General features: G+C 71.4%; 23 protein-coding genes. 3 read left to right on the top strand and 20 right to left on the bottom strand.

Translation table 11 applies throughout. From position 1 onward, the window contains the following. Positions 1-14: 14 nt before the first annotated feature. Positions 15-182: a hypothetical protein gene (locus tag ACUP6Y_RS17155; protein WP_462552027.1), complete on the top strand. Its 168-nt coding sequence runs from the start codon at positions 15-17 to the stop codon at positions 180-182. Here ACUP6Y_RS17155 and ACUP6Y_RS17160 read toward each other — a convergent pair. The 8 genes from ACUP6Y_RS17160 to ACUP6Y_RS17195 form a co-directional block, all read right to left on the bottom strand. Continuing rightward, on the bottom strand, positions 179-430 hold the full coding sequence (locus ACUP6Y_RS17160) for a DUF3263 domain-containing protein (protein ID WP_462552028.1): 252 nt from the start codon (positions 428-430) through the stop codon (positions 179-181). The genes ACUP6Y_RS17155 and ACUP6Y_RS17160 overlap by 4 nt on opposite strands. Next, positions 427-1,341, bottom strand: a complete 915-nt coding sequence (locus ACUP6Y_RS17165; RefSeq protein ID WP_462552029.1) for a type II secretion system F family protein — start codon at positions 1,339-1,341, stop codon at positions 427-429. Before ACUP6Y_RS17165 ends, ACUP6Y_RS17160 begins: the two co-directional genes overlap by 4 nt. Then, on the bottom strand, positions 1,335-2,258 hold the full coding sequence (locus ACUP6Y_RS17170) for a type II secretion system F family protein (protein ID WP_462552030.1): 924 nt from the start codon (positions 2,256-2,258) through the stop codon (positions 1,335-1,337). The genes ACUP6Y_RS17165 and ACUP6Y_RS17170 overlap by 7 nt, the downstream gene beginning before the upstream one ends. 3 nt (positions 2,259-2,261) lie before the next feature. Then, positions 2,262-3,542 carry a CpaF family protein gene (locus ACUP6Y_RS17175; protein WP_462552031.1) on the bottom strand — a complete coding sequence of 427 codons (1,281 nt, stop codon included), beginning with the start codon at positions 3,540-3,542 and terminating at the stop codon, positions 2,262-2,264. 142 nt (positions 3,543-3,684) lie between these two features. Next, complete coding sequence (locus ACUP6Y_RS17180) at positions 3,685-6,777, bottom strand: lamin tail domain-containing protein (protein WP_462552032.1); 3,093 nt, start codon at positions 6,775-6,777, stop codon at positions 3,685-3,687. 137 nt (positions 6,778-6,914) lie between these two features. Beyond that, positions 6,915-8,156 carry an acyl-CoA dehydrogenase family protein gene (locus ACUP6Y_RS17185; RefSeq protein WP_462552033.1) on the bottom strand — a complete coding sequence of 414 codons (1,242 nt, stop codon included), beginning with the start codon at positions 8,154-8,156 and terminating at the stop codon, positions 6,915-6,917. Between the two features lie 20 nt (positions 8,157-8,176). Beyond that, on the bottom strand, positions 8,177-9,187 hold the full coding sequence (locus ACUP6Y_RS17190; protein ID WP_462552034.1) for a phosphotransferase family protein: 1,011 nt from the start codon (positions 9,185-9,187) through the stop codon (positions 8,177-8,179). Further along, a complete protein-coding gene (locus ACUP6Y_RS17195) occupies positions 9,184-9,942 on the bottom strand; it encodes an SDR family oxidoreductase (protein WP_462552035.1) in 759 nt (252 codons plus the stop codon). Before ACUP6Y_RS17195 ends, ACUP6Y_RS17190 begins: the two co-directional genes overlap by 4 nt. Positions 9,943-10,042: 100 nt before the next feature. Between ACUP6Y_RS17195 and ACUP6Y_RS17200 the strand changes: the two genes are divergently transcribed. Further along, positions 10,043-10,648 carry a TetR family transcriptional regulator gene (locus ACUP6Y_RS17200; protein ID WP_462552036.1) on the top strand — a complete coding sequence of 202 codons (606 nt, stop codon included), beginning with the start codon at positions 10,043-10,045 and terminating at the stop codon, positions 10,646-10,648. 115 nt (positions 10,649-10,763) lie between these two features. Here the strand turns inward: ACUP6Y_RS17200 and ACUP6Y_RS17205 are convergent, their stop codons facing one another. Genes ACUP6Y_RS17205 through ACUP6Y_RS17240 form a run of 8 tightly spaced genes read right to left on the bottom strand, consistent with a single transcriptional unit; the run spans position 10,764 to position 18,740 of the window. Next, positions 10,764-12,107, bottom strand: a complete 1,344-nt coding sequence (locus tag ACUP6Y_RS17205) for an aldehyde dehydrogenase family protein (RefSeq protein WP_462552037.1) — start codon at positions 12,105-12,107, stop codon at positions 10,764-10,766. Further along, entirely contained in the window at positions 12,107-12,916 is an 810-nt protein-coding gene (locus ACUP6Y_RS17210) for an SDR family NAD(P)-dependent oxidoreductase (RefSeq protein ID WP_462552038.1), read from the bottom strand. Before ACUP6Y_RS17210 ends, ACUP6Y_RS17205 begins: the two co-directional genes overlap by 1 nt. After that, complete coding sequence (locus ACUP6Y_RS17215) at positions 12,913-13,617, bottom strand: type 1 glutamine amidotransferase (protein ID WP_462552039.1); 705 nt, start codon at positions 13,615-13,617, stop codon at positions 12,913-12,915. Before ACUP6Y_RS17215 ends, ACUP6Y_RS17210 begins: the two co-directional genes overlap by 4 nt. After that, positions 13,617-14,549: a TIGR03619 family F420-dependent LLM class oxidoreductase gene (locus ACUP6Y_RS17220; RefSeq protein ID WP_462552040.1), complete on the bottom strand. Its 933-nt coding sequence runs from the start codon at positions 14,547-14,549 to the stop codon at positions 13,617-13,619. Before ACUP6Y_RS17220 ends, ACUP6Y_RS17215 begins: the two co-directional genes overlap by 1 nt. Positions 14,550-14,576: 27 nt before the next feature. Then, positions 14,577-15,437, bottom strand: coding sequence for a fumarylacetoacetate hydrolase family protein (locus ACUP6Y_RS17225; protein WP_462552041.1), 861 nt, complete (start codon positions 15,435-15,437; stop codon positions 14,577-14,579). Positions 15,438-15,461: 24 nt separating this feature from the next. Further along, entirely contained in the window at positions 15,462-16,421 is a 960-nt protein-coding gene (locus ACUP6Y_RS17230) for a DODA-type extradiol aromatic ring-opening family dioxygenase (protein WP_462552042.1), read from the bottom strand. Beyond that, complete coding sequence (locus ACUP6Y_RS17235) at positions 16,414-17,922, bottom strand: aldehyde dehydrogenase family protein (protein WP_462552043.1); 1,509 nt, start codon at positions 17,920-17,922, stop codon at positions 16,414-16,416. The genes ACUP6Y_RS17230 and ACUP6Y_RS17235 overlap by 8 nt, the downstream gene beginning before the upstream one ends. Further along, the gene (locus tag ACUP6Y_RS17240; protein WP_462552044.1) at positions 17,919-18,740 is read right to left on the bottom strand and encodes an acetoacetate decarboxylase family protein; all 822 of its coding nucleotides are present in this window, start codon (positions 18,738-18,740) and stop codon (positions 17,919-17,921) included. Before ACUP6Y_RS17240 ends, ACUP6Y_RS17235 begins: the two co-directional genes overlap by 4 nt. A gap of 157 nt (positions 18,741-18,897) precedes the next feature. Between ACUP6Y_RS17240 and ACUP6Y_RS17245 the strand changes: the two genes are divergently transcribed. Then, positions 18,898-20,166, top strand: coding sequence for a cytochrome P450 (locus ACUP6Y_RS17245; protein WP_462552045.1), 1,269 nt, complete (start codon positions 18,898-18,900; stop codon positions 20,164-20,166). A gap of 85 nt (positions 20,167-20,251) precedes the next feature. Here ACUP6Y_RS17245 and ACUP6Y_RS17250 read toward each other — a convergent pair whose 3' ends face one another. Genes ACUP6Y_RS17250 through ACUP6Y_RS17265 form a run of 4 tightly spaced genes read right to left on the bottom strand, consistent with a single transcriptional unit; the run spans position 20,252 to position 25,129 of the window. Continuing rightward, a complete protein-coding gene (locus ACUP6Y_RS17250; protein WP_462552046.1) occupies positions 20,252-21,271 on the bottom strand; it encodes a Rieske 2Fe-2S domain-containing protein in 1,020 nt (339 codons plus the stop codon). A gap of 13 nt (positions 21,272-21,284) precedes the next feature. Beyond that, complete coding sequence (locus ACUP6Y_RS17255; protein WP_462552047.1) at positions 21,285-22,253, bottom strand: PDR/VanB family oxidoreductase; 969 nt, start codon at positions 22,251-22,253, stop codon at positions 21,285-21,287. Positions 22,254-22,281: 28 nt separating this feature from the next. After that, a complete protein-coding gene (locus ACUP6Y_RS17260; RefSeq protein ID WP_462552048.1) occupies positions 22,282-23,634 on the bottom strand; it encodes a glutamine synthetase family protein in 1,353 nt (450 codons plus the stop codon). A 37-nt stretch (positions 23,635-23,671) separates the two neighbouring features. Beyond that, positions 23,672-25,129, bottom strand: coding sequence for an APC family permease (locus ACUP6Y_RS17265; RefSeq protein WP_462552049.1), 1,458 nt, complete (start codon positions 25,127-25,129; stop codon positions 23,672-23,674). Positions 25,130-25,283 lie beyond the last annotated feature (154 nt).

Genomic DNA, 25,283 nt, shown 5'->3' on the forward strand with positions numbered 1-25,283 from the left:
GGTAGCCTGACCAGATGAAGATCCACGCCTCCCGACGCCTCCGCACACCCCACGACCACACCGGCGGATGGGACATCATCGAATGGACCGTCGAAGCCCCCGACTACGCCACCGGCCGAGCACAGGTACTCGCCGACGTGCCCGAGGGATGGATCCTCACCGGGGTGCTAGTCGAGGACTAGCCGAGCTCGAGGCGCCTTGCCGACCGTTGGCGCTGCCGCAGACCTCGCAGGCGTCGAAGGCGCCTCACCAGCATCGGGTCATGCGCGAGCGCCTCCGGCCGGTCGATCAAGGCGTTGAGGACCTGGTAGTAGCGGGTCGCGCTCATCTCGAACCGCTCCCGCACCCGGCCCTCCTTCGCGCCGGCGTACTTCCACCACTGGCGCTCGAAGGTCAGGATCTCGATCTCGGTGTCGGTGACCTCGGTCATGGGCGCATGATGGAGGGAGGGTCCGACAGAATCTCATTTAGAGGTGTTGAGTCGATTATGACGGGGACCATCATCGCGATCTCCTTGCGGGAGGCCTGCTCGATCAGCGCGCGGCGACCGGCCTCGCGGACGTCGGCCGCCTGCGCATGGAGCACGTCGGCGAGCGGCGTGCCGCGCTCGACGGCGACGGCGACGCCATGGGCGAAGCGGGCCACCACCGACAGGCCGGTGGTCGCGGCGAGCCGGTCGAAGGCCTCGGCGACGGGCTCACCGGTGCGGACCCGGGCGAGCAGGTCGCCGAGCTCGCGGGACAGCTCGCCGCCGCTGCGCCGGACCACCCGGTCCAGGGCGCCCACAGGCCCCTCCCCGGCAGCGACGCTGAGGGCGAGCAGCTCGGCCAGCGTGGGGAACTCGGCGAGCATCGCGGCCTCCCGCCTGCGCACCTGCGCGCTGAGCCGGTTGTCGCGCAGCAGCACGCCGCACCCGAACGCGCCGACGCAGGCCAGCAGCAGGGGCAGCGGGGCGCCGGGGTGGGTCCAGGTGCGGAGCAGGCCGTAGCCGGCGGCGATCGCGAAGCCCGCCAGGCCCCACAGCACCTGCTGCACCCGGAACTCGTGGAGGGTGAGCGGCGAGCCGGACCGGGTCAGCCGGCGCCGGACCGAGGGGGCGCCGCCGAGAACGCGCTCGACCCCGTCGGCCGCCCGGCGCAGCGCCGGGCCGAGCAGGAGGGCGGCCGGGGTGGGAGCGCCCGCGGCCGTCGTACGGCGCGCGGGGGTCAGGTCGCGGAGATAGGGCAGCACCCGGTCCTCGAGCCGGGGCCGGCGGATCGCGAGCGCGCGGGACGCGACCAGGACCAGCCCGAGCGCGGCGGTGAGGCCGAGGAGCCCTCCGGTGACCACCGGGCTCACCATCCGGGGTCCCTGCGGCGTTGTTCGGTGGCGGAGCGAAGCGGGGGAACCGGAGAACGTCGTGGGGTGGTGTGGAGGATCCTCCGCTCGGTGGGCAGCCGGCCCAGGCGCACCATCAGCCGGTAGGCGACGACGCAGGTGCCGGCGCCGACGACGAGGACGAGCGCGCCGGCCGCGGACCGGTAGCGCTCGACCACGCTCGGCTGGGTCGACATCACCAGCAGCACCAGCCACGGCGCCGCGACCGCGACCCGGGCGCCGTTGACCGCCCAGGACTGGCGGGCCTCGAGCTCGGCGCGGGTGCGCAGGTCGTCGCGCAGGTAGCCCGACAGGTTGCGCAGCAGCCTGCCCAGCTCGCCACCACCGACCTCCCGGGCGATCCGCAGGCCCTCGACGACACGGTCACCGACCGGGTCGGCGAGCCGGTCAGCGAGCCGATCGAGACAGTCGCCGAAGCGCCCGGACACCTGGTAGTCGAGGGCGAAGGCGTCGAAGGCGGGACGCAGCGCGTCGGGGCCGCGCACGGCGAGCGCGGCGACGGCGTCGGGCAGCGACATCCCCGCCCGGACGGCGGAGGCCAGGTCGTCGACCGCCTCCGGCCAGACCTGCGCGAGCTCGCGGCGTCGGCGACGCGCCCGGCCGGCCACGCCGGCCCAGGGCAGGTAGGCCGCCGTTGCGCCCAGGACCGCGGCGATCGGCCCGGTCCGGGTCAGGCCGAGGACCACGATGAAGCCCGCGACACCCGAACCGACGGACAACAGTGCGAGTGAACGGGGCGCGACCTCCCGCAGCCCGGCCTCGGCGAGCAGCCGGCGCGCGCGTGCCTCGGAGCGGGCCGGACGCTCCTCGCGCGGCCAGCGCAGCGCGGCCCACACCAGCAGGCACCCGAGCCCGAAGCCCAGCCCGACCAGCGCACCCACCGCTCAGTCCGCCTCTCGGTCGGCCTCGTGGAGCAGGCCCAGGACGTCGATGCCCAGCCGCTCGAACCGCTCGAGCCGCGGCGGCAGCCCGATCCCGCGCCGCAGCGCCCCGCCGCGCCACTCGAACACGGACTCGGTCTCGATCACGTCGCCCTCCATCCGGCCCGGGACGGCGACGATCTCGTGGACCCGGCGGGCGCCGTACGGATCCAGGGCGACGTGGACGACGAGGTCGACCGACGCGGCCACGGTCGGCACCACGAAGCGCGGCGAGATGTTCTCCGCCGCCAGCAGCGGCAGCGTGCAGGCCTTGGTCAGCGCCTCACGCGCGCTGTTGGCGTGCAGGGTGCACATGCCCGGCAGGCCCGCGTTGAGGGCGAGCAGCAGGTCGAGGCACTCCTCGGCGCGCACCTCACCCACGATGAGGCGACTCGGTCGCATCCGGAGCGACTCCTTGACGAGGTCGCGGAGCCTGACCTCGCCGGTGCCCTCGAGGCCCTCCTGCCGGGTCTGCATGGCGACCCAGTCGGGATGCGGGAACCTGATCTCGAAGACCTCCTCGGCCGAGATCACCCGCTCCCCGCCGGGGATCGCCGCGGCCAGGCAGTTGAGCATCGTGGTCTTGCCGGCCTGGGTGCCGCCGGTGACGAGGAGGTTGAGCCCGGCCCGGACCGAGGCCTCGAGGAAGCGCGCCGCGGGGGCCGTCAGGGTGCCGAGCTGGACCAGCTCGTCGAGCCGGGACGCCCGGACCACGAACTTCCTGATGTTGACCGCCGCGAAGCCACGCGAGATGCCCTGCAGCACCACGTGCAGGCGGTGGCCGGCCGGCAGCATCGCGTCGACGAACGGCCGGCTCAGGTCGATCCGCCGACCCGTGGACTTGAGCATCCGCTCCACCAGCTCGGCGACCTGCGCCTCGCTCAGCACCAGGTTGGTCAGCTCATGACGTCCCTGACGCGCCACGAACACCCGGTCCGCACTGTTGATCCAGACCTCCTCGACCGTCGGGTCGTCCAGGAACGGCTGCAGCGGCCCGAACCCCGCCACCCGCGCCACCAGCTCCGCCACCAGTGCGTCCGGGTCGGCCACGGGAGCCACCACGCCGGTCAGGCTGCGCTCGTCGTGCTCGCGCACCAGCGCGGCCGCGTGCCGGCGTACGGCGGCCACCTCGCGCTGCGGGTCGATCCCGTCACGTCGTACGACGGCGCGCAGGTCCTCGTCGAGGCGCGCCACGACGTCGTCGGACGCGGGCGCGACCACGACAGGCGGCGGCAGCAGGGCCATGGCGGCTCCCCCGAGACAGGACTGGCTTCTGGCAGGCCAGCACCGTAGGACCGCGACCGCGTGCTCGGGAAGGAGCACCGCAGCGGACTGGGGAAAAGAACCGGCGCCGTTGTCACCGGGGTGACAACGGCGCCGGGGCTGCCTATCCCTTCGCGGCAGCGAGTGCCTGGGCGAGCGCGGCCCTCTGCTTCCTCAGCTTCTTCTTGACCTTCTTCAGCTTGGCGCTCAGTCGCTTCGCCTTGGCAGCCTTCTTGGCCTTCTTGGCGCTCTTCACCTTGGCCTTGAGCGCGGCGACCTTCTGCTTGGTCGTCGCGACCTTGGCGGCGGCCTGGGCGACGGCCAGCTCGGCGGCGGTGGGCGGCGTGACGACCGGCGGGTTCACCACCGGGGGCGTGACGACGGCCGGGACGGCGAAGTCGGCGGGCAGGCGGCCCTCGCGCAGCGAGTGGCCGTCGGTGTCGCCGTCGTCGGTCCAGACGACCTCGACCATGCCGTCGACCGCGGTGCTGCGCGGCCGGATGGCCATGCCCTCGTTGTTGAGGTTGGGCATGCCGGCGGGGCGGGCGAGGGAGTGCTGGACGGCGAAGTCGCCGTTCTCGACGCTCAGCAGGTTGTAGATGCCGCCGCAGCTGTCGTCGCACAGCGCCCACAGGCCCTGCCGGTCGGCGTCGTAGGCGACGTCCATCGAGAACGGGAAGCCGGACGACTCGACCTTCACCTCGACCGGGGCCGCGCCGTTCGCGAGGGAGAGGAAGTGCAGGGCGCCGGTGGCCTCGACGGCGGTGACGAACAGGCCCGGGGTCGGATACGTCGCAGCGGAGTACGCCGTGCCGCCCACCTTCCAGCCGGCGGCGACCAGGAAGCTGTCGGGCACGTAGGTGATGCCCTCCAGCCCGAGGTTGGTGCCGGTGGTGACGAAGCCGTTGACGTCCCACTCGCTGGCGGCGGTGAGGTCGGTGGTCGCGGCGGTGACGGCGGAGACGTCGTACCGCTCGACCTTGTTGGACGAGACGCCGCTGTTGTCGTTGTCCCGCTCGGAGGTGACGTAGATCGAGCCGTCGGGGCCGACGGTCACACCCTCGGAGTCGACCTTGCCGGTGCCGTTGGCGAAGTGCAGCCGCTTGCCGCCGTCCCAGCCGTCGACGGCGACATAGGTGCCGTCGACCTTGTGCATCTTGTGCAGCGTGTTCTTGTTCTGCACGACCCACAGGATGCTCGGGTCGGCCGGGTCGAAGGCCGCGCCGGAGGCGTCGCCCTCGCCGTTGCCGTCAGCGTCGCCGAAGCCGTTCTCCTCGTCGACGGTGGTGATCTGCGCCGGACCGGGCCACGGGGAGGTGGTGACGCTCGGGCAGGCGTTGGCGGCGCCCCAGGTGGCGGTCGGCGTCTCGACGTAGGAGAGGGTGCCGAACAGCTCGCAGCGGCTGTACGACGCGATGCCGTCCTCGTGCCAGGTGTACCCGACCGCGGTGGCGTTGTCGCTGGGCCGGCGCAGGCTCAGCGCGTCGTCGCTGCCGAGGCCGACGATGCCGTCAGCGACGTAGAAGGCACTCCCGGCGAGGCTGGTGGCGGCCGGCACCGTGTGGACGACGGTGCCGGACTTGTCGAGCAGCTCCCAGCCGGAGATGTCGACCGGGGTGACACCGGTGTTGAGCAGCTCGGCCTTGCCGGCCACGTTGGAGACCTCGTTGAGGACGACCTTCGTGTCGAGGACCGGCGAGAGCCTGGTCGCGCACGACGCGGCGTTGTCCTGACCGAAGCTGTTGGTGGCGACCGGCCAGAACTCGTCCGAGCCGTCGGGGCAGGCGGCGTACGAGCGGGCGTCGGAGGCGAAGCTGTCGGACACGCCGGCCTGGCCGTCGCCGTAGGTCACCTCGTCGACGAGCTGGCGGCTGGCCGGGTCGGCGCCCGGGCCGTAGACCTTGACGCCGTCGCCCTCACCGGACAGGCCCTTCGTGGAGGAGAACGCGACATAGCCGCCCGCGGGGATCGTCATGTCCGTGGCGGCCACGAAGCCGGTGCCGGTCCAGACCTTGAGATCGGCCAGACTGAGCTGGCCGGCGCCGGCGGCGGCGCCGCTGTCGACCTGGTACCAGCCCTCGATGCTGACCGGACTGGTGCCGGTGTTGGCCAGCTCGACCGCGTCACCGAAGCCGGGGTTGTCCGGGTCGTCGGCGTTGAGCGAGGAGATCTCGTTGATCTCGACGTCGTCCCAGTTGGGGTCGATCGTCGGCTCCTCGCCACCGCCACCGGGGAACGCGTTGACGGCGCCGGGGGTCTGGGTGGCGCCGTTCTTCCACAAGCCGGTGCCGGGGTACAGGCGCGACCAGGTGTCGGCGTGCTCGTCGGGCAGCAGGCGCTTGAACGTCGTGGAGACCAGCGTGCCGTCGGGCTTGTAGAGGAACACCCAGTCGTTCTTGTTGAGGCCGAAGCCGGACTTGGTGCCGTTGCTCACCGGCAGGTAGGTGAATCCGGCGGGGATCTCGGTGTCCATCAGCTCGGTCTCGACAGCGAGGTAGCCGCCGGCGGGGACCGTGGCCGAGGCGCCACCGAGGGTGACCCGGTCGGCGGCGGTCGGCGTACCGGCGCCGTCGGTGACGTACCAGCCGGTCAGGTCGACCGGGCTCGCGGCACCGTTGTAGATCTCGACGTAGTCGTGCAGGCCCTCGGCGCTGGTGCCGGCGCCGTCGGTGTACACCTCGTTGAGCGTCACCTGCGCCTCGGCGGTGGCCAGCGAGTTCGGTCCACCGGGCGTGGCGGCCGTCGTGGCGGCGAAGGCGCCGGTGCCGTCGGGCACCCGCGCGTGGCTCGGCGCGACGTGGCTGGTCCAGGCGTAGGTGTCGATCACGATCGACCCGTCGGGCGAGAGCAGCGTGGCCTCGTCGGCGCCGCCCAGGCCGAACGGCTTCGGCGTCGCGCCGAGACCGCCGTCGACGAGATAGACCGCGTAGCCCCGCGGCGCGATCTTGCCGTCGAGGACGACGTCGTCCTCGGCGAGAGGCTTGTTGTCCTTGAGGTGGTAGCCGGTGAGGTCGATCGTCGTCGTGCTCGTGTTGTAGAGCTCGATGAAGTCGCCGCCGGCGAAGCCGTTGGAGCTGACCTCGTTGATCACGACGCTCCCGAGTGCGCCGGACGGGTCAGCGGCACGCGCGGGTGCGGTGACGGCGAGGAAGGAGAGGCCGGTGAGGCCGAGGGCGCCGGCCGCAGCGACTGCGACAGCGCGAGTGGCGGATTTCACGACAGGTGTGTCCTCGGGTGAACGGGGTTGGGTCGACAGAGCCCAAAATCCCGGCACCGGGAGAACGACGGGTGAATCCCGTGCGACCTGGGACCGTCGGGGGGACGGCGGGCGAGCCCGCCGTCCTCCCGAGCAGGTCAGGCCTCGCGGCGCGCCGCCTGCCGGCGCAGCTCGGCCTTGGCGAGCGCATTCTTGTGTACCTCGTCGGGACCGTCGGCGAAGCGCAGGGTGCGGATGCCGGCGTACATGTTGGCCAGCGGGAAGTCCTGGGAGAGGCCGCCGGCGCCGTGGACCTGGATCGCCTTGTCGAGGATCCACTGGACGGTCTCGGGGGTGGCGATCTTGATCGCCTGGATCTCGGTGTGCGCGCCCTTGTTGCCGACGGTGTCCATCAGCCACGCGGTCTTGAGGACCAGCAGGCGCAGCTGCTCGAGCTTGACCCGCGACTCCGCGATCCAGCTCCGGATCACGCCCTGGTCGGCGATCGGACGGCCGAAGGCGACCCGCGACTCGGCGCGCTCGCACATCATCTCGATGGCCCGCTCGGCGATGCCGATCGAGCGCATGCAGTGGTGGATCCGGCCCGGGCCGAGGCGCGCCTGGGCGATGCCGAAGCCGCCGCCCTCCTCACCGATCAGGTTCGAGGCGGGGACGCGTACGTCGGTGAAGCGCAGCTCGGCGTGACCGCCGTGCTCGTGGTCGTCGTACCCCATCACCTGCATGCCGCGCACGACCTCCAGGCCGGGGACCTCACGCGGGACCAGGACCATCGACTGTTGGCGGTGTCGGTCGGCGGTCGGGTCGGTCTTGCCCATGACGATGAAGATCTTGCAGTTCGGGTTCATCGCGCCGGTGATCCACCACTTGCGCCCGTTGAGGACGTACTCGTCGCCGTCGCGCACGATCGAGAGTCCGATGTTGGTGGCGTCGGAGGACGCGACGTCGGGCTCGGTCATCGCGAACGCCGAGCGGATCTCGCCGTTGAGCAGCGGCTCGAGCCACGCCTTCTTCTGCTCGTCGGTGCCGAACAGGTGCAGCACCTCCATGTTGCCGGTGTCCGGCGCCGCGCAGTTCATGGCCGCCGGTGCGAGGTGGATCGAGCGACCGGAGATCTCGGCGAGCGCGGCGTACTGCACGTTGGTGAGGCCGGCGCCCTCGACGCCGGGGTGCTCGCCGGGCAGGAAGAGGTTCCACAGGCCGCGCTCACGGGCCGCGGCGCGCAGCTCCCGGATGATCGGCGTGGAGTCCCAGGCCCACGGGTCGTCGAGCGCGGCGAACTGCTCCTCGAAGACCGCCTCGGCGGGATACACGACCTCGTCCATGAACGCGAGCATCGTGGCCCGCAGCTCCTCGGTCCGGGCGTCGAATCCGAAGTCCATCACATCTTCCTCCAATAGTTTCAGCGCAGTGCGGTGAGGCCGGCGTCGAGCAGCGGATAGATCGCGGCGCCGATGTCGTCGAACCCCTCGCCGACGGTCTGGCCGGCGAGGTAGCGGTAGTGGATGCCCTCCAGGATGGCGGCGAGCTTGAAGGCCGCGAGGCCGAGGTACCAGCCGAAGCCGGACAGGTCGCGGTCGCTGGCGGCGGCGTATCGCGCGACGATCTCGCCCTCGGACAGGAAGCCCGGAGCCGTCGAGGCGTCGGTGACCGCCTCACCGATGGACTCGCCGAGCCGGTGGTAGGTCAGCATCAGCGCGAGGTCCGTGAGCGGGTCGCCGAGAGTCGCCATCTCCCAGTCCAGTACGGCGGTCGCCCGGTCCCCGGCGGCGGTGTCGATCAGCACGTTGTCGAGCCGGAAGTCGCCGTGGACGATGCCGGTCGTCGACTCGGCGGGGACCGACGCGGCCAGCCTCCGGTGCAGCTCGTCGGCGGCGGGCAGGTCGCGGGTGCGGGAGGCGTCGAGCTGCTTGCGCCAGCGCCCGACCTGGCGGCCGAGGAAGCCCTCGGGACGGCCGAAGTCGCCGAGTCCGACCTGTGCCGGATCCACTGCGTGGAGGGCGGCGAGGATGTCGACGATCCGCTCGGAGATCGCGCGGGTGCGCTCGGCGCCCAGCTCGACGAGCTCCGACGCGCGACGGTACGGCGTGCCGGCGCACCGCTCCATCACGTAGAACTCCGCGCCGACCACGGCGGTGTCGGCGCAGAACGCGTCGGTGCGCGGCACCGGGACGGCGCTGCCCTGGAGCGCCGACATGACGCGGTACTCGCGACCCATGTCGTGGGCGGTCGCCAGCACGTGGCCGAGCGGCGGGCGCCGCACGATCCACTCGGAGGTGCCGTCGGAGACGGCGAAGGTCAGGTTCGACTTGCCGCCCGCGATCAGCTCCGCGGTGAGCGAGCTGCCGGCGCCCGGGACGGCGGTGGCCAGCCAGGCGCCGAGGGCGTCGAGGTCGAGTCCGGGCGGATTCACTCGATGCCTCCGGTCAGCGTGACGCCGCCGTCGATGACGACGGTCTGGCCGGTCACCCACGCGGCGTCGTCGGAGAGCAGGAGGGCGACGACGCTGCCGACGTCGTCGGGCACGCCGAGCCGCTTGAGCGGGTACTGCGCGGCGACGTCGCTCTCGCGGCCCTCGTAGAGCGCGCCCGCGAACTTGGTCTTCACGACCGCGGGCGCGACGGCGTTCACCCGGATGTCGGGACCGAGCTCGACGGCCAGCAGCTCGGTCATCGAGATGAGCATGGCCTTGCTGGCGCCATACATGCCGATGCCGGGGGCCGGCTTCACCCCCGTCGCGGAGGAGACGTTGACGACCGCGCCGCCGTGCTCCTTCATCCACGCCTGGTGGACGCGCTGGGTCCAGGCCAGGGCGGCCAGCACGTTGACCTCGACGATCTTGCGCGCGGCGTCGAGGTCGAGCTCGATCATCGGGCCGTAGGCCGGGTTGATGCCGGTGTTGTTGACGAGCAGATCGATGCTGCCGAAGGTCTCGATGGCCTGGCGGACGACGTCGGCCTGGTGCTCCGCGTCGTCGGCCCGGCCCGCCACGCCCAGCGCGACCGACGGCCCGCCGAGCCCGACCACGGCCTCGTCGAGAGCCCCCTTGCCGCGACCGGTGATGACCACCCGGGCGCCCTCGGCGACCAGCCGCTCGGCGATCGCGAGCCCGATCCCCCGGCTCGCCCCGGTGACGATGGCGGTCCTGCCCTCGAATCTGCTGCTCACTGACTGCCTCGCTTCGCATCAGGTTACTAAGCGCTTGCTTAGCGTGTAGCCTGAGTCTGCCCGGAGTCCCCGAACCCCGTCAAGACCCGGAGGTACGACGATGACGACGCCCCCGTCCCGCGCCGAGGCGACCCGTGCCCGGCTGCTCGAGGCGGCCGTCACCGCGTTCTCCGAGAAGGGCTTCCACGGCACGACCACCCGCGACATCGCGGGTGCCGCCGGGATGAGCCCCGCCGCGGTCTACGTACATCACAAGTCCAAGGAGGAGCTGCTCTTCCTGATCTCGCGCCAGGGCCACCAGCAGGCACTCGACACCGTCCACGAGGCCCGCGCGTCCGCAACGGACCCGGTGGCGCAGGTCGCGGCGGTGGGGCGCGCGTTCGCGGAGTTCCACGCCCACCACCACACCGTCGCGCGGATCCTCAACTACGAGCTCGCCGCGCTCAGCCACGAGCATCGCGCGGTCATCGACGAGCTGCGCACCGGCATCGACCGCGAGCTGCGGGCCCTGGTCCGCGAGGGCGTGGCCGCCGGCGTGTTCGACACCCCGGACCCGGCTCTCGCGGCGACCGCCCTCGCCTCGCTCGGTGTCGACGTCGCCCGCTGGTACCGCGAGGACGGCGAATGGTCCCCCACCCAGATCGGCGACTACTACTCGGATCTGGCGCTGCGTCTGGTGGGCTGTGGTTCTGGGCGGCGGGCCTGAGGGGGTGGAACTGCCTGGGTCGGGTTTCTCAAGGGATGCAGGAGAACCGACGCTTCCCCGTTCAAATTTGAATAGGGAAGCGCAGGTCGGGCTGCATCCCTTGAGAAACCGACGCTCAGCGAGCCACCCGGATCATCTTCTTGTTGACGAACTCGTCGATGCCGAGGGTGCCGAGCTCGCGACCGTAGCCGGACAGCCGGACCCCGCCGAACGGCAGCTCGACCGCCTCGAGGCCGACGCCGTTGACGAACACCATGCCGACCTCGAGCGCGCTGGCGACGCGGTCGGCCTGCTCGGAATCGGTGGTGTAGACGTACGAGCCGAGGCCGTACGGCGTGTCGTTGGCGATCCGGACCGCGTCCGCCTCGTCGGCGGCGCGGAAGACCATGGCGACCGGGCCGAAGAACTCCTGGTGGTAGGCCGGGTTGTCGGGGGTCACGTCGGTGAGGACGCCGACCGGGTGGAAGGCGCCGTCGCGCTCCCCCGCGGAGACCAGGCTGGCGCCGGCGGCGACCGCGGCGGCGACCTGAGCGGCGAGCTCCTCGGCCGCGCCGACCGAGGACAGCGGGGCGCCGGTGCCGGCGGTGGCGATCTTGTCGTTGAGCAGGCCGACGAAGGCGTCGTACAGGTCGTCGACGACCACGAAGCGCTTGGCTCCGTTGCAGGCCTGGCCGACGTTGCCGGTGCGGGCGGACAGGGCGTCGTCGACGGCCGAAGCGAGGTCGTCGGTCGAGAGCAGCACGAACGGATCGGCGCCGCCGAGCTCGAGGACGCACTTCTTCAGGTGCTTGCCGGCGAGCTCGCCGATGATCGAGCCGGCGCGCTCGGAGCCGGTGAGCGAGACGCCGTGGATGCGCGGGTCGGCGATGACCTCGGCGATCTGCTCGCTGGTCGCGTAGACGTTGACGTAGGCGCCGGCGGGCAGGCCCGCGTCCTTGAAGATCTGCTCCTGCAGCGCGGCCGAGCGCGGGCACTGGGCAGCGTGCTTGAGGACGATGGTGTTGCCGAGCAGCAGGTTGGGCGCGGCGAAGCGGGCGACCTGGTAGACCGGGTAGTTCCACGGCATGATCCCGAGCAGCGCGCCGACCGACTGGCGGCGGATCAGGGCGTGGCCGTCGCCGCCGAGCAGCTCGATCGGCTGGTCGGCGAGCAGGGTCTCGGCGCGGTCGGCGTAGTACTGGTAGATGTCGGCGGAGAAGAGCACCTCGCCCTTCGCGGCGCCCAGCGCCTTGCCCATCTCGAGGTTGATCGCCTCGGCGAGCTCGTCGGCCCGCTCGCGGTGCAGCGCGGCGACCCGGGCGACCGCAGCGGCGCGCTCGGCCACCGCCGTACGCCGCCCCCAGGCCTCGTGGGCGTTCGCGGCGGCCTCGACCGCCGCCGTGACCTCCGCGTCGGTGGCACTCGGGTAGGTCTCCAGCACCTCGCCGGTGGCGGGGTTGCGGACGGCGTACTTGCTCATCAGGACTCCTGGGACAGGTCGACGGACACGCGGGGATCGAGGGCGAGGGTGCCGGGGTCGACGACGCACGAGCCGCCGTCGACAGGCAGGACCACGCCGTTGACGTACGACGCCGCGTCGGACAGCAGCCAGCCGACCGTCGCGGCGATCTCCTCGGGCTGCGCCGCCCGGCGCTGCGGTACGACGGCCGTGGCGAGCCGGTAGGCGTCGGGCACCGAGAGCCCGCGGGCCGCACCGAGCTCGGCCATCTCCAGGTCGCCCATCTCGGTGGCGGTCCAGCCGGGGCAGATCGCGTTGGCGCGCAGCCCGTCGCGGCCGTGGTCGACGGCCAGGGACTGGGTGAGCAGCAGCAGGCCGGCCTTGCTGGCGGAGTACGCGGCCATCCCGTCGGCGGCGCGGAGCGCGGCGACCGAGGAGACGGCGACGACGGACCCGCGGACGGCCAGCAGGTGCGGCAGCGCGGCCCGGACCAGCAGGAACGGCGAGGTGAGGTTGACCCGGATCGTGTCGTCCCACTGCTCGGGGGTGACCTCGTCGACCCGGCCGACGTGGATGATCCCGTGATTGAGCACGAGCCCGTCGAGCCGGCCGAAGGCGGCGACGGTGTCGTCGACGACCCGCTCCACACCGGAGGGCTCGCTGACGTCGGCGACGACGACGTGGGCGCCGGTCTCCTCGGCCACTGCCCGCAGCGGAGCCTCGCGGCGACCGCAGACGACCACCTGATCACCGCCCGCGGCGAGCAGCCGCGCGACAGCGGCGCCGATGCCGGTGCCGCCCCCGGTGACGAGGACGACCTTTCCCGTCACCGCCCCGCCACCTCGTCGAGGAAGTAGTCGACGAGCGCCGCCGCCCGCACCCGGATGTCGGCGTCGAGCGAGCGGACGTGCTCGGCCAGCACCTGCGGGTCGAGCCCACGGTCGCGAGCGTCCTGCTCGCCGCCGTCGCGCAGCCAGAGCTCGAAGCTGTCGGCGTCGATCTCGGGGTGGAACTGCACGGCCAGGTTGCGGCGCAGCACGAACGCCTGGGGCGCGGCCGCGTTGACCCCGACCACGGTCGCGTCCGGCGGCGGCACGAACCGGTCGTAGTGCCACTGGGTCCAGATCCCGGCGACGGCCGGTACGCCGGACACGACGTGCGGTCCGACCTCCGGCACCGGTGACGCGACGACCTCGCCGCCGTGCGCCTGCGCGAGCATCTGGCCGCCGAAGCAGATGCCGAAGACCGGGATCCCGGCGTCGTCGGCGGCCTGCAGCAGCTCGGTCTCCGGCTTCACCCAGGACGCGACCGCGTCGCTGTAGGAGCTCCACCGTGCGCCGAGCACCAGGACGGCGCCGTACGCACGCGGGTCGGGGAAGTCGAAGTCCACGCCGGGGTCGTCGAAGCGGTCCGAGGGGACCACGCGCACGCTGTCGATCTCGTAGCCGCGCTCGACGAAGCGGCCCTCGATCGAGCCGGCGGTCTCGAGGTAGTCGTGCCCGATGACCAGCAGCCGCTTCGGGTCGGCCATCAGCCCATCGCCTCCGCCCGCTTCATCACGTCCTTGCAGAACGCCTCGATCTCGCTCTTGTCGTCGATGTACATCGACGGCTTGATGCAGATCGTGGTGAAGCCCTGCTCGAGCTGCTCGGGGATCGAGTCCATCGACGCCGCCAGGTCGGCCGGCGAGTGGTCGTCGGGGAACGCGTAGCGCACTCCCCCGACCATCTCCAGCTCGGCGATGTCGCGGTCGGCGGCGGCCATCGCGTCCCGGATCACCTGCAGGTCCGCGGGCGTCGGCCGACCGAGCGGGTGGAAGCCGTGGCCGTACCTGACCAGCCGCTCCACGACCGCGCCGTGCGCCCGCTGCCCGCCGAACCACATCCGCGGCCCGTCGGGGCGGAACGCCTTCGGCTCGAGGTAGATGTCCGCGAAGTCGAAGTAGTGGCCGTGGTGGGTGGCCGGCGACTGCCTGAAGACCAGGTCCATCACCTCGAGCTGCTCGTCGAGGATCCGGCCGCGCTCCCGGAACGGTACGCCGAGCGCGTCGTACTCGTCCCTGCTCCAGCTCACGCTCGGCTGGACGACCAGCCGGCCCTCGGAGATCAGGTCGAGGGTGCCGAGCTCACGGGCCAGCATCAGCGGGTGGCGCAGCGGCGCGAGCACCGCGGCGCCGACCAGTCGGATCCGCGAGGTGACCGCGGCGATCGCCGAGAACAGCATCAGCGAGTTGGGCCACGGCATCAGCGGGTCCTGGTTGCCGGGCATCGCGTAGTCGCGCGGGTTGCCCATCACCCCCTGGTCGCTGGCGTCGGGGCCGAGGACGACGTGCTCGGAGATCATCACCGCGTCGAAGCCGGTGTCCTCGGCGATCCTCGACCAGGTGACCAGGTCGCCGAGGCTGCGGCCGTCGGTGATGGTCCAGTTCTCGCTGAGGATCATCAGCATCCGGGGTGCGGGCACTGCGGTGTCCTTCCTGACGGCGCAGTCTCAGTGGGTGTTCGAGAGATCGGGCTTGCGGATCCCGCGGAACTCCCAGTCGCCGCCCTGCGCGGTCGAGAGGACCTCCTCGCTCTCCGTCGGCTGGGCGCCGACGTCGCTGCGGATCGGCGTCGGGCCCTCGACGATGTGGTTGCGCAGGGTGCCGAGGCCCTCGACCTCGACCTCGACGACGTCGCCGGGGTAGACGGTGCGGGAGATGGCCGGGGTGCCGGACATCAAGATGTCGCCGGGCTGCAGCGTGATCGTGCGCGCGATGTCGGCGACGAGGTAGTGCATGTCCCACTTCATCTCGCGGGTGTTGCCGTCCTGGCGCACCTCGCCGTTCACGATGGTGCGGATCCGCTTGTCGTGGAAGTCCCAGCCCTCGACGATGCCGGGGCCGATCGGGCACAGCGTGTCGGCGCCCTTGACCCGCAGCATCGAGCCGGAGTCGGTGTCGCGGAAGTCGTGGAGGCCGTAGTCGTTGCCGATCGAGTAGCCACGGATGTAGTCGCCGGCCTCCTCGGGCGAGATGTTGCGGGCCGTCTTGCCGATGACGATGGCGATCTCGCCTTCGTAGTTGAGCCACTTGCAGCCCTGGGGGCGGACCACGGCGGACTCGTGCGCGTTGAGCGCGGAGACCGGCTTGTGGAAGTAGGTCGGCGCCGGCGGCAGCTTGGTCATCATCTCCTCGACGCGCGAGGAGTAGTTGAGGTGGACGCAGACGATCTTGCTCGGCGTCACGGGCGGCAGGTGGGTGGCGTCGGCGATGGCGACAGCACGGCCGTCGCCGGCGACCAGGGTCTCGCCGTCGCGGCGGACGTCGACGGCGTTGCCGTCGAGGAGGATCCGGCGGTACTCGGTGGTCATCTCGTGGGTTCCTCTCGGATCGGCTCAGCCGGCGGCCGGTACGTCGGCACCGGGGCCGCCCATCTGGCGGACGTAGTCGGGGTCGGTCGGGGTGGTGCGGGCGGCGGGGAAGCCAGCCTCGGGACGGTCGAACCAGAGGTGGACCTGGCCGGTGCCGATGGAGTTCTCGTACTCGCCGTACTGGCGGCCGGGAGCGGTGCAGTCGCCCTCGCCGAGGGCGCCGATCATCATCAGGTAGTGCTGGAACCGGGCCTCGGGCTTGAACTTGTAGAACTCGTCCATGGTGTCGAGGACGCGGGCGTGCTCGCCGTTCTTGAACCAGCCGATCCGCTCGGCGTCGGCGGCCGCGGCCTCCGGCGAGAAGATGTGCTCGACGCCCGACGCCTCGTGGTCGCGCAGCTGGCGCAGGCCCCAGAACATGTGGGACATCGCGCCGGAGGCGATGAGCAGCACCTTGCGGTCGGACTCGGCGATCGCGGCGCCGAGGGCCCGGCCCAGGCGCAGCGCGTCCTCGCCGTCGGCGGTCTGGCACACGCCGATCGAGATCCACCGCTTCTCGGGCAGGCCCTGGCCGAGGTACTCCCACACGTTGGTGGTGGCGTAGAAGATCGGCAGGCTGTGGTCGTCGATCGCGGTGATCCACGTGGAGTTCTCGGGGGCCTTGCTCGCGATCAGGTGCGCCAGCTCCGGGTCGCCCGCGAAGTCGTAGTGGCGCCGCTGCATGCCGCGGGGCAGCTCCTCGGAGGTGAACAGGCCGCTGCGGCGGTCCTGGGCGGTGACCACCCACTCGACGGTGGTCGCCCAGTGGGAGTCGAGGACGACGACGGTGTCGTAGTCGAGGACGTCGAAGACCTCGCGGCGCAGCTGCCGCAGGCCCGAGACCAGCGTGGAGTCCCGGCCGTCGTTGAGCTCGCGCCGGATCGCCTCCGGCAGCACGATCGTGGGGACGTGCGCGATCAGTCCCGCGCCGACGACCTCACCCATCGGTCCCACCTCCCTGCGCGTCCGCCCAGCCGGTCGGCGAGAAGACGCTGTTCTTGATGTCGGTGTAGAAGTCGAACGACCAGATGCCGCCCTCCCGGCCGATGCCGGAGCGGCCGCTGCCGCCGAAGGGCGCGTTGAGGTCGCGGACGAAGAAGCAGTTGACCCAGACCGTGCCGGCGCGCAGCTGCCTGGAGACCCGCTCGGCCCGCTCGGGGTCGCCGGTGGCCAGCGTCGCGGCCAGACCGAACCGGGTGTCGTTGGCCTTCGCCACCGCCTCCTCCTCGGTCTCGAAGGTCTCGATCGTGACGACCGGCCCGAAGACCTCCTCGGTCATGATCTCCGCATCGGGTGCGGCGTCGACCAGGATCGTCGGACGGTAGTAGAGGCCGCCCAGCTCGGTGTTCGGCCCGCCGCCGAGCAGCGGGCGGGCCCCGTCCGCGAGCGCGCGCTCGACGAAGCCCGAGATCTGCTCGAAGTGGCGCCGGGAGACGAGCGCCGAGACGTCGGTGGCCTCGTCGCGCGGGTCGCCCTGGACCAGCGTCGCGGCCTTCGCGACGACCCGCTCGGTGAACTCCTCGGCGAGCGAGGAGTGGACGATCATCCGGGCCGCCTTGAGGCAGACCTGGCCGGCGTTGTCGAACTGCTCGACCGCGAGCTCGACGGCGAGGTCGAGGTCGGCGTCCTCGAAGACGATCAGCGGCGACTTGCCGCCGAGCTCGTAGGACAGCGGCACGATGTTGGCGGCCGCCGCCTTCGAGATGACACCGGCGGTCGGGACCGAGCCGGTGAAGGCGAGCCGGTTGATGTCGGGGTGCGCCGTCAGTGGCGCGCCCGCCTCGAGGCCGGTGCCCTGGACGACGTTGAACACCCCCGCGGGCACGCCCGCCTCGTGCATGATGTCGGCCAGCAGGCTCGCGGTCAGCGGCGCCCACTCCGGCGGCTTGACGACGACCGTGTTGCCGGCGGCGAGCGCAGGACCGATCCGCCAGCTGGCGAGCATCAGCGGCGCGTTCCAGGGTGTGATGATCGCGACGACGCCGGCCGGGTCGTAGCTGATCCGCTCGCGGTGGCCGCGGCCCGGCACCTCCATGTCGGGGTGGCCGAGCTGGTGCTCGGCGTAGTCGGCGAAGGCGCGGAAGTTCATCGCGACGCGGGGCATGACGCCCCGGCGGTGGCTGCGCAGCAGCGAGCCGTTGTCGCGGGTCTCGACGACCGACAGGTCCTCGATGCGAGCCTCGATGCCGTCGGCGACGGCGCGCAGGATGTCACTGCGCTCCTTGACCGACAGGGCCGCCCACGCGGGGAAGGCATCGCGGGCGGCCGCGACCGCTGCGTCGACCTCGGTCGCCGTACCGGCGTGGACCTCGGCGAGCGGGGTCTCGTCGATCGGGGAGACGTCGGTGAAGGTGGTGGCGGACGCGACGCGCTGTCCGCCGATCCAGTGGCGGGTGTCGACCTCGACGCCCTCGACGACGGCCTTGTTGTCGGGGTGCTCACTCATCGGGCCGCCTCCGACCGGCGGTCGGTGAGGGTCGCCAGCGACGTGCCGCCATCCCAGACGACACCGACCTGGCGGTAGTAGCCGCCGATGATCTCCTGCACCTCGAGGTGGTGCAGCTCCTCGGTCGGCGACTCGAACAGCTCGAGCTCGACGTCGCCGGTGTAGGCCGGACCCGCCTCGAAGGAGCTGGAGCCGGAGGCGATGAGCTCGGCGTACGCGTCGGGGCTGCCCTTCTCGATGCCCGGGTAGACACGGTGGTGGGCCATCGGGTGGCCGTTGACGAAGCCGTTGGTCGGCGACTCCTCGGTGAGGGTCAGCACGGCCTGTGCGAGGCGACGGTCGCCGGCGGCCAGCGTGGCGCCGAAGACGCCGCCCGGGGCGACCTGCGGGGCCGCGTGGGAGAACGGGTGCGGGCGGGTCTGCCACATCGAGCCGAGCTTCTTCGGGTAACCCTGGTGCATGCCGCGGGCGATCGCGAAGTCCTTGTCGACCCAGATGTAGACACAGCGGGAGTAGGTCACGCCCTCGAAGGCGCAGCGGACGACGACGAACGCCTCCTTGTACTGCGAGCGGACCGGGTCGAGCAGCTCCTCGCGGGTGCCGGAGCAGGACTGCCAGTCGGCCCAGATCAGCGCGACCGCGCCCGGGTCCTCCGGCGCGAGCTCGAGCGGCGCGGGCAGCAGCTCGGCGACGCGAGCCGGGTCCGTGCGGTACTCCACCGTCAGCAGGTCGCCGGAGTAGTACCACGGCGGAGACGGGATCAGCGAGGACTGGCCGGTCTCGGTGCGGGGGAAGAAGAACCCCTTCATGTCGTTCATCGGGCCTCAGCTCCGGTCGAGGATGTGCAAGTCGTTCGGATCCGTACGATAGCCACCCCAGGGACGAAAGACCACCCTTGCGCCCGACATTTTCGGGAGATATTGTTCGGATCCAAACGATCTACCGATCCACCCCCGAGCAGATGGAGAAACCGCCGTGGACAAGCCGCCGTACGTCCCGCTGGCCGACGTCGACCTGGTCGACCTGGACCGCTTCTCCGGGCCCGAGGCCTGGGGCATGCTCGACACCCTCCGCGCGGAGGCGCCGGTGTTCTGGCAGCGCGAGACCGACGGTGGCCACGGCTTCTGGGCCGTGACGAGGCACGCCGACATCTGCGAGGTCGACAAGGACCCCGAGACCTTCACCTCCACCAACTTCGTCAACCTCGAGGAGGTCGAGCCCGAGCTGCAGGAGGCCCGCCGCTCCATCCTCGAGATGGACGGCCTGCGCCACCGCGCGCTGCGCAAGCTCATCTCGCGCGAGTTCAGCCGGCCGAACCTGATGCGCAACTACGAGGAGCTGCTGCGCGACATCACCCGCGCCACCGTCGACGCGGCCCTGGCCAAGGGCGAGTTCGACTTCGTCGCCGACGTCAGCGCCGACTTCCCGATCCAGGTGCTGGCCCGGCTGCTCGACGTACCCCAGGAGAAGACCGGGCAGCTCATCGACTGGGGCAACGAGATCATCGGGTTCTCCGACCCCGAGCACGCCAAGATCCTGATCTCCGACGCGGAGAGCGAGCAGTACAAGCACCTGCCGTTCCGCTCCCCCGTCTCGCAGGAGGTCTTCGACTACGGGCGCGAGCTCGCCGCGGGCCGCAAGGGCGGCGACGGCACCGACCTGGTCAGCCAGCTGGTCAACAAGATCCCCGAGGACGGCCAGGCCATGTCGGCCTCCGAGTACGACTCGTACTTCCTGCTCCTCGTCGTCGCCGGCAACGAGACCACCCGCCACACCATCACCCACTCGATGCTCGCCCTCATCGAGCACCCCGAGCAGCTCGCCAGGCTCCAGGCCGACCCGTCGCTCATCCCCGACGCCGTCGAGGAGTTCCTGCGCTGGGCCTCCCCCGTCTACCACTTCCGCCGCACCGCCACTCGCGACGTCGAGCTCGGCGGCCAGCAGATCAAGGAAGGCGACAAGGTCGTCATGTGGTTCGCCTCCGGCAACCGCGACGAGGACGTCTTCGAGAACCCCTACGACTTCGACGTCACCCGCAACAACATCGACCACGTCACCTTCGGCAAGGGCAGCCCGCACCTGTGCATGGGCAACAACCTGGCCCGGATGGAGATCCGGCTGATGTTCGAGGAGCTGATCCCGCGACTCGCCTCGATCGAGCTGAACGGCGACGTACGACGGGTGCGCAGCAACTTCGTCAACGGCATCAAGACGCTGCCGGTCAAGGTCACCACCAACGACTGAGGACTTCCCCTTCGTAGACAGCACGAGGCCCCGCCACCCTGCTCGGGTGGCGGGGCCTCGTTGCGCGCGGGCGGGGCCGGTGGGCTCAGCCCTCGTCCGCCACCAGCCGTCGCAGGATCTTGCGCACCTGCAGCGCCGCCAGGTCGGCGGCGACGTTGACGTCCTCGCCGTACCCGTCGCGGTCGATGACCTGCTGCATGGTCTCGAGGATCTCGCGGACCTTGAGGTAGTAGGACTCGAAGATCGGCCGCAGCGCGTCGGAGGCCTCGGCGCCGGGGGCGAAGTTGCGGCTGACGCGCCACAGGTGGCGGGTGTGGCGGGCGCCGACGGGGGTCACGGCGTGCGTGAACCGGAAGGTCTGCACCCCGCCGTCCGACTCGGGCAGCAGCACGTCCCAGCGGTCGGCCCACAGGCCGGGGGCCAGGAAGGCGCCCTCCTCACGCTGCGGGTACGAGGCCGTGGTGGACGCGCCGGAGATCTTGGCCTGCCACTCGGGCATGGGGGCGGCGGGCCAGTCGCGGTGGAAGTGGACGGTGGTCTCGGTGAGCTCCACCTCGAGCGCGGGCGCGACGCCGGTCAGCACGGGCGGCGAGATGACCGGGTCGACGACGGCGACGTGGGTGATGTCGGCGAAATTGTCGTGGAGCAGCCCGATGCCGGCAGCGGTCTCCCACTGGCCGCCGAAGGTGTCCCACGCGGCGTCGGACAGCCACGGCGTCGGGACGGGGGGACGCAGCGCAGCCAGGGACGGCTCGCCGAGCCAGACCCAGACCAGGTCGCCCTCCTCCACCACCGGGTACGACGGCACCCGGGCGCCGTAGGGCACCTGGGCCTGGGAGGGGACCCGGACGCAGGTGCCGGTGCGGTCGTAGGCGAAGCCGGAGTACCCGGACACGATGGTGTCGCCGTCGACGTGGCCGAGGCTGAGCGGGTAGGGGCGGTGGGCGTCGCGGTCGCCGAGGGCGACCACGGAGCCGTCGCCGGCCCGGTACAAGACGACGGGCGTGTCGAGCGCGCGGGTGCCGAGCGGGGTCGAGCCGACCTCGGCGGACGCGGCGAGGGCGTACCAGGCGTTGCGCGGGTAGCCGGTGCTGCGGTCTCTCATCTCAAGGCTCCCGTCACAGGTCCAGTGTCAGCCGGTCGCCGCGGCAGCGGGAGACGCAGATCATCATGAACTCGTTGGACTCCTTCTCCTCCTCGTTGAGGATGGAGTCGCGGTGCTCGACGTCGCCCTCGATCACCTCGGTCTCGCAGGTGCCGCACACGCCCTCGAGGCAGGAGCCGACGACGCCGACGCCGGCCTCCCGGCAGACCTCGAAGATCGACCTGTCGGCCGGCACCTCGAGGGTCAGGCCGGAGCGCTGGAGGACCAGCTCGAACGCGGTGTCGGCGCTCTCCGACGAAGGCGCCTTGGCCGAGAACCGCTCCAGGTGCAGGCTGCCCGCCGGCCAGGAGGCGGCGCAGCGCTCCTCGACCGCGTCGAGCAGCCCGGTCGGCCCACAGGTGTAGACGAGGGTGTCGGGCGTGGCCTCGCCGAGGAGGGCGTCGAGGTCGGGGAGGCCGGCCTCGTCCTGGGGCAGCAGGCTCACCTTGTCGCCGTACGCCGCCAGCTCGTCGAGGAAGGCCATTGAGGAGCGCGAGCGGCCGCCGTACACCAGGCGCCACTCGGCGCCGGAGGCCTCCGCCTCGGCGATCATCGGCAGCATCGGGGTGATGCCGATGCCGCCGGCGAGGAACAGGTAGCGCCGGGAGGCGACCATCGGGAAGTGGTTGCGCGGGCCGCGGACCCGGACCGTGGCGCCCTCGTGCAGCTCGGCGTGGACCGCCTTCGAGCCGCCCCGGCTGTCGGGCGCGCGGAGCACGCCGACCCGGTAGCAGCCGGTGTCGGCGGGGCTGCCGCACAGGGAGTACTGGCGGACCAGGTCCTCCCCCAGCACCAGGTCGATGTGCGCGCCGGGCGTCCACGGCGGCAGCGGCGTGCCGTCGGCGGCCGCCAGCGTCAGCGTCACCACGTCGGCAGCGGCCTCGACGGCGGCGACCACCGTCAGGTCGGCCTCGAACTCGCGGACGATGGGTTGCGTCGTCACGGTTGTCTCTCCCCTCTCGCCGACCACCTCACAGGTGGTAGGCGTACTCCCGGAACTCCCAGTCGGTCACCCACTGGCCGAACCGCTCGAGCTCGTTGCGCTTGTAGGCCACGAAGGCCTCGACGAACGACGGCCCGAGCAGGTCGGCGAGGTCCTTGTCCTCCTCGAGCGCGTCGATCGCGGCGCCGAGGTCGGCCGGCAGCCGGTCGGCCTTGGTCGGGTCGTAGCCGTAGCCCTCGAGCTTGTCGGGGGGCCTCAGGTGGTCGCGGATGCCGAGGTACGCCGCCGCGAGCAGGCTGGCGATGGCGAGGTACGGGTTCGCGGAGGCGTCGCCGAGGCGCAGCTCCATCCGCGAGGCGCGACCGCGCTCGGGCGGGATCCGGACCATGGCGCTGCGGTTGTCGAGACCCCAGTCGACCAGCCACGGCGCGAGGGTGTCGGGCCCGAACCGCTTGTAGGAGTTGATCGTCGGGTTGTGCAGGGCGGCCAGCGCCGGGGCGTGGGCGAGCACGCCGGCGATCGCGGCCCGGCCGATCTCGGAGAGCCCGTCGACGCCGTCCGGGTCGTCGAAGAGCGGTGTGCCCTCGCTGTCGACGGTGCTGAAGTGGATGTGGAAGCCGGAGCCGCCCTCGTCGTTGAACGGCTTGGCCATGAAGGTCGCCATCTTGCCGCGCCGTCGCGACAGCTCCTGCACCGCCGTCTTGAACCGGAACGCGCGGTCCGCTGCGTCGAGGGCCTCGGAGTGCCACAGGTTGATCTCGAACTGGCCGCCCGAGAACTCGTGGTTGGCGGCGACCACGTCGAGGCCGTACGCCGCCAGCTCGCGCAGCGACGCGATCAGCGTGTTCTCGGGGTCGCCCTTGAGGCCCGAGACGTAGACGTTGCCGGTGGCGTCACCGTACCGGCGCCAGCCGTTGGGCTTGGTCTCGTCCTCCTCGAGCACGTAGAACTCCAGCTCGGGGCCGACGACAGGCTGCATCCCCAGCTCGGCGAACCGGTCGACGACCCGCTTGAGCACCTGGCGCGGGCTCTCCTCGGACGGCGAGCCGTCGGGGTTGTAGACGTCGGCGATGACGTGGGCGACGCCCGGCTCCCACGGCACCGACCGCACCGTGGCGAGGTCGGGCACCACGACGATGTCGGGCAGGCCCGCCGAGAGGCCGCCGGCGATGTCGATGACGTCGCCCATCGGCGAGGTGGCGTAGACCGAGCGGCAGAACGCGACCCCGTCCCCGACGGTCCGGTCGAACCGGTCGGCCAGGACGTCTCGGCCACGCTCGGTGCCGATCAGGTCGCTGTAGCCGATGCGGACGACGTCGATCCCGTCCGTGGCGAACTGCTGGGCAGCCTCGCGCAGGGCGTTCTCGTCGATGTGCTCCACGGTCAGTCTCCGTTCGTCTTTCTCATCAGATCCATCATCAGCCGATGGCCGGGTCGGTGGCGAGGTCGTCGTCGAAGCGCTCGAGGTCGGTGTTGAGGCCCTGGTAGATGTCGGGCCGCCGGCTCCTGAGGTAGAGGGCCTGGCCGACCCCGACGACCAGGGCCAGCACGAGCAGCCACGGCAGGCTGGTGATGACCTTCTCCGTCGAGCCGGCCACCACGTCGAAGTGGGTGACCGCCATGACGACGATGAAGACCAGACCGACGAAGCCGATGCCGGGGGCGACCAGGGTGCTGAAGACGCGCGGGTCGGCGCTGCGCCGGAAGTGGACGACGATCGAGAGCGCGGCCAGGGCCTGGAGCACGACGATGGCCAGCGTGCCGAAGCCGAGCATCGCGGGGACCACCTGCAAGATGGGGTCGAGGTCGAGCAGCCGGAACAGCAGGGCGACGCCGAGCGCGAAGCCGGCCTGCAGGGTTCCGGCGAGGACCGGCGAGCCGCCGGCGCTCGTGCGGGACAGCGCCTGGGGCAGCACCCGGGCCCGGCCGAGGGAGAACAGGTACCGCGTCGCCGAGTTGTGGAAGGCGAGCATGGCCGCGAAGAGGCTGACCAGCAGCAGCACCATCATCACCTTCATCATGAACTCGCCGAGGTACTCCGCACCGAGGCTGAACACCAGGTCGCCGGCCTCGAGGTGGTCGATGCTCGTCTGCTGGGCTTCCGCGACGCCGGTCGCGCTGACGACCGCCCAGGTGGTGACGGCCAGCAGCAGGCCGATGATCGTGATGGCGAGGTAGGTCGCGCGCGGGATCGTCTTGAGCGGGTTCTTCGCCTCCTCGCTGAACAGCGAGGTGGCCTCGAAGCCGAGGAAGCCGGTGCCGGCCAGCAGCAGGCCGATCGAGAGGGAGCCGGAGGTGATCGCGTCGCCGGAGAAGGCGGAGAAGTCGTAGCCGTGCTTGAACAGGACCGCGAGGTCGAAGACGATCAGGATCGAGGTCTCCAGCACCAGGGAGACACCGAGCACCTTGGAGCTGAAGTCGATGCCCTTCACCGCCATCAGGTAGGCCACGATGATGGAGAGCCCACCCCACAGGATCCAGTTCATCGAGAAGCCGAAGAGGAAGTCGATGAGCACCATCATGAAGAAGCCGCTGGTGCCGATGGTGCCGACGACGAAGAAGTTGTAGCCGAGCGTGGCGATGTAGCCGGCGGCCAGACCGGCGGGCCGGCCCAGGCCTTGGACGACGAAGGCGTAGAAGCCGCCCGCGTTGACCAGCTGGCTCGACATCTTGCCGTAGCCGATCGCGAAGAGCAGCAGGATCGCGGCCACCGCGAGGAAGGAGAACGGCGCGCCGCCCCCGTTCCCGAAGGCGATGGCGAGCGAGGCGACCACGACCATGCCGGTCAGTGGCGCCACGGCCGCGAGGACCAGGAAGACGATCGCCCCGACGCCGAGCGTGTTCTTGCGCAGAGTGGTGTTGACGGTGTCCGACATCGGGACTCCTTCGCTGTACGCGCGGCCGGGGCCGGCGGTCACCGGCACCCTTTCGCCGGATCGTTCGGATCCGTACGATAGCCGCATTGTGACCCAGGGCACCAGACCCCCGGAGGAGGTTTTCCGAAGAATGTTTGCCCCCAAACGATCTCGG

The sequence above is a fragment of the Nocardioides sp. S5-5 genome, assembly GCF_054954065.1.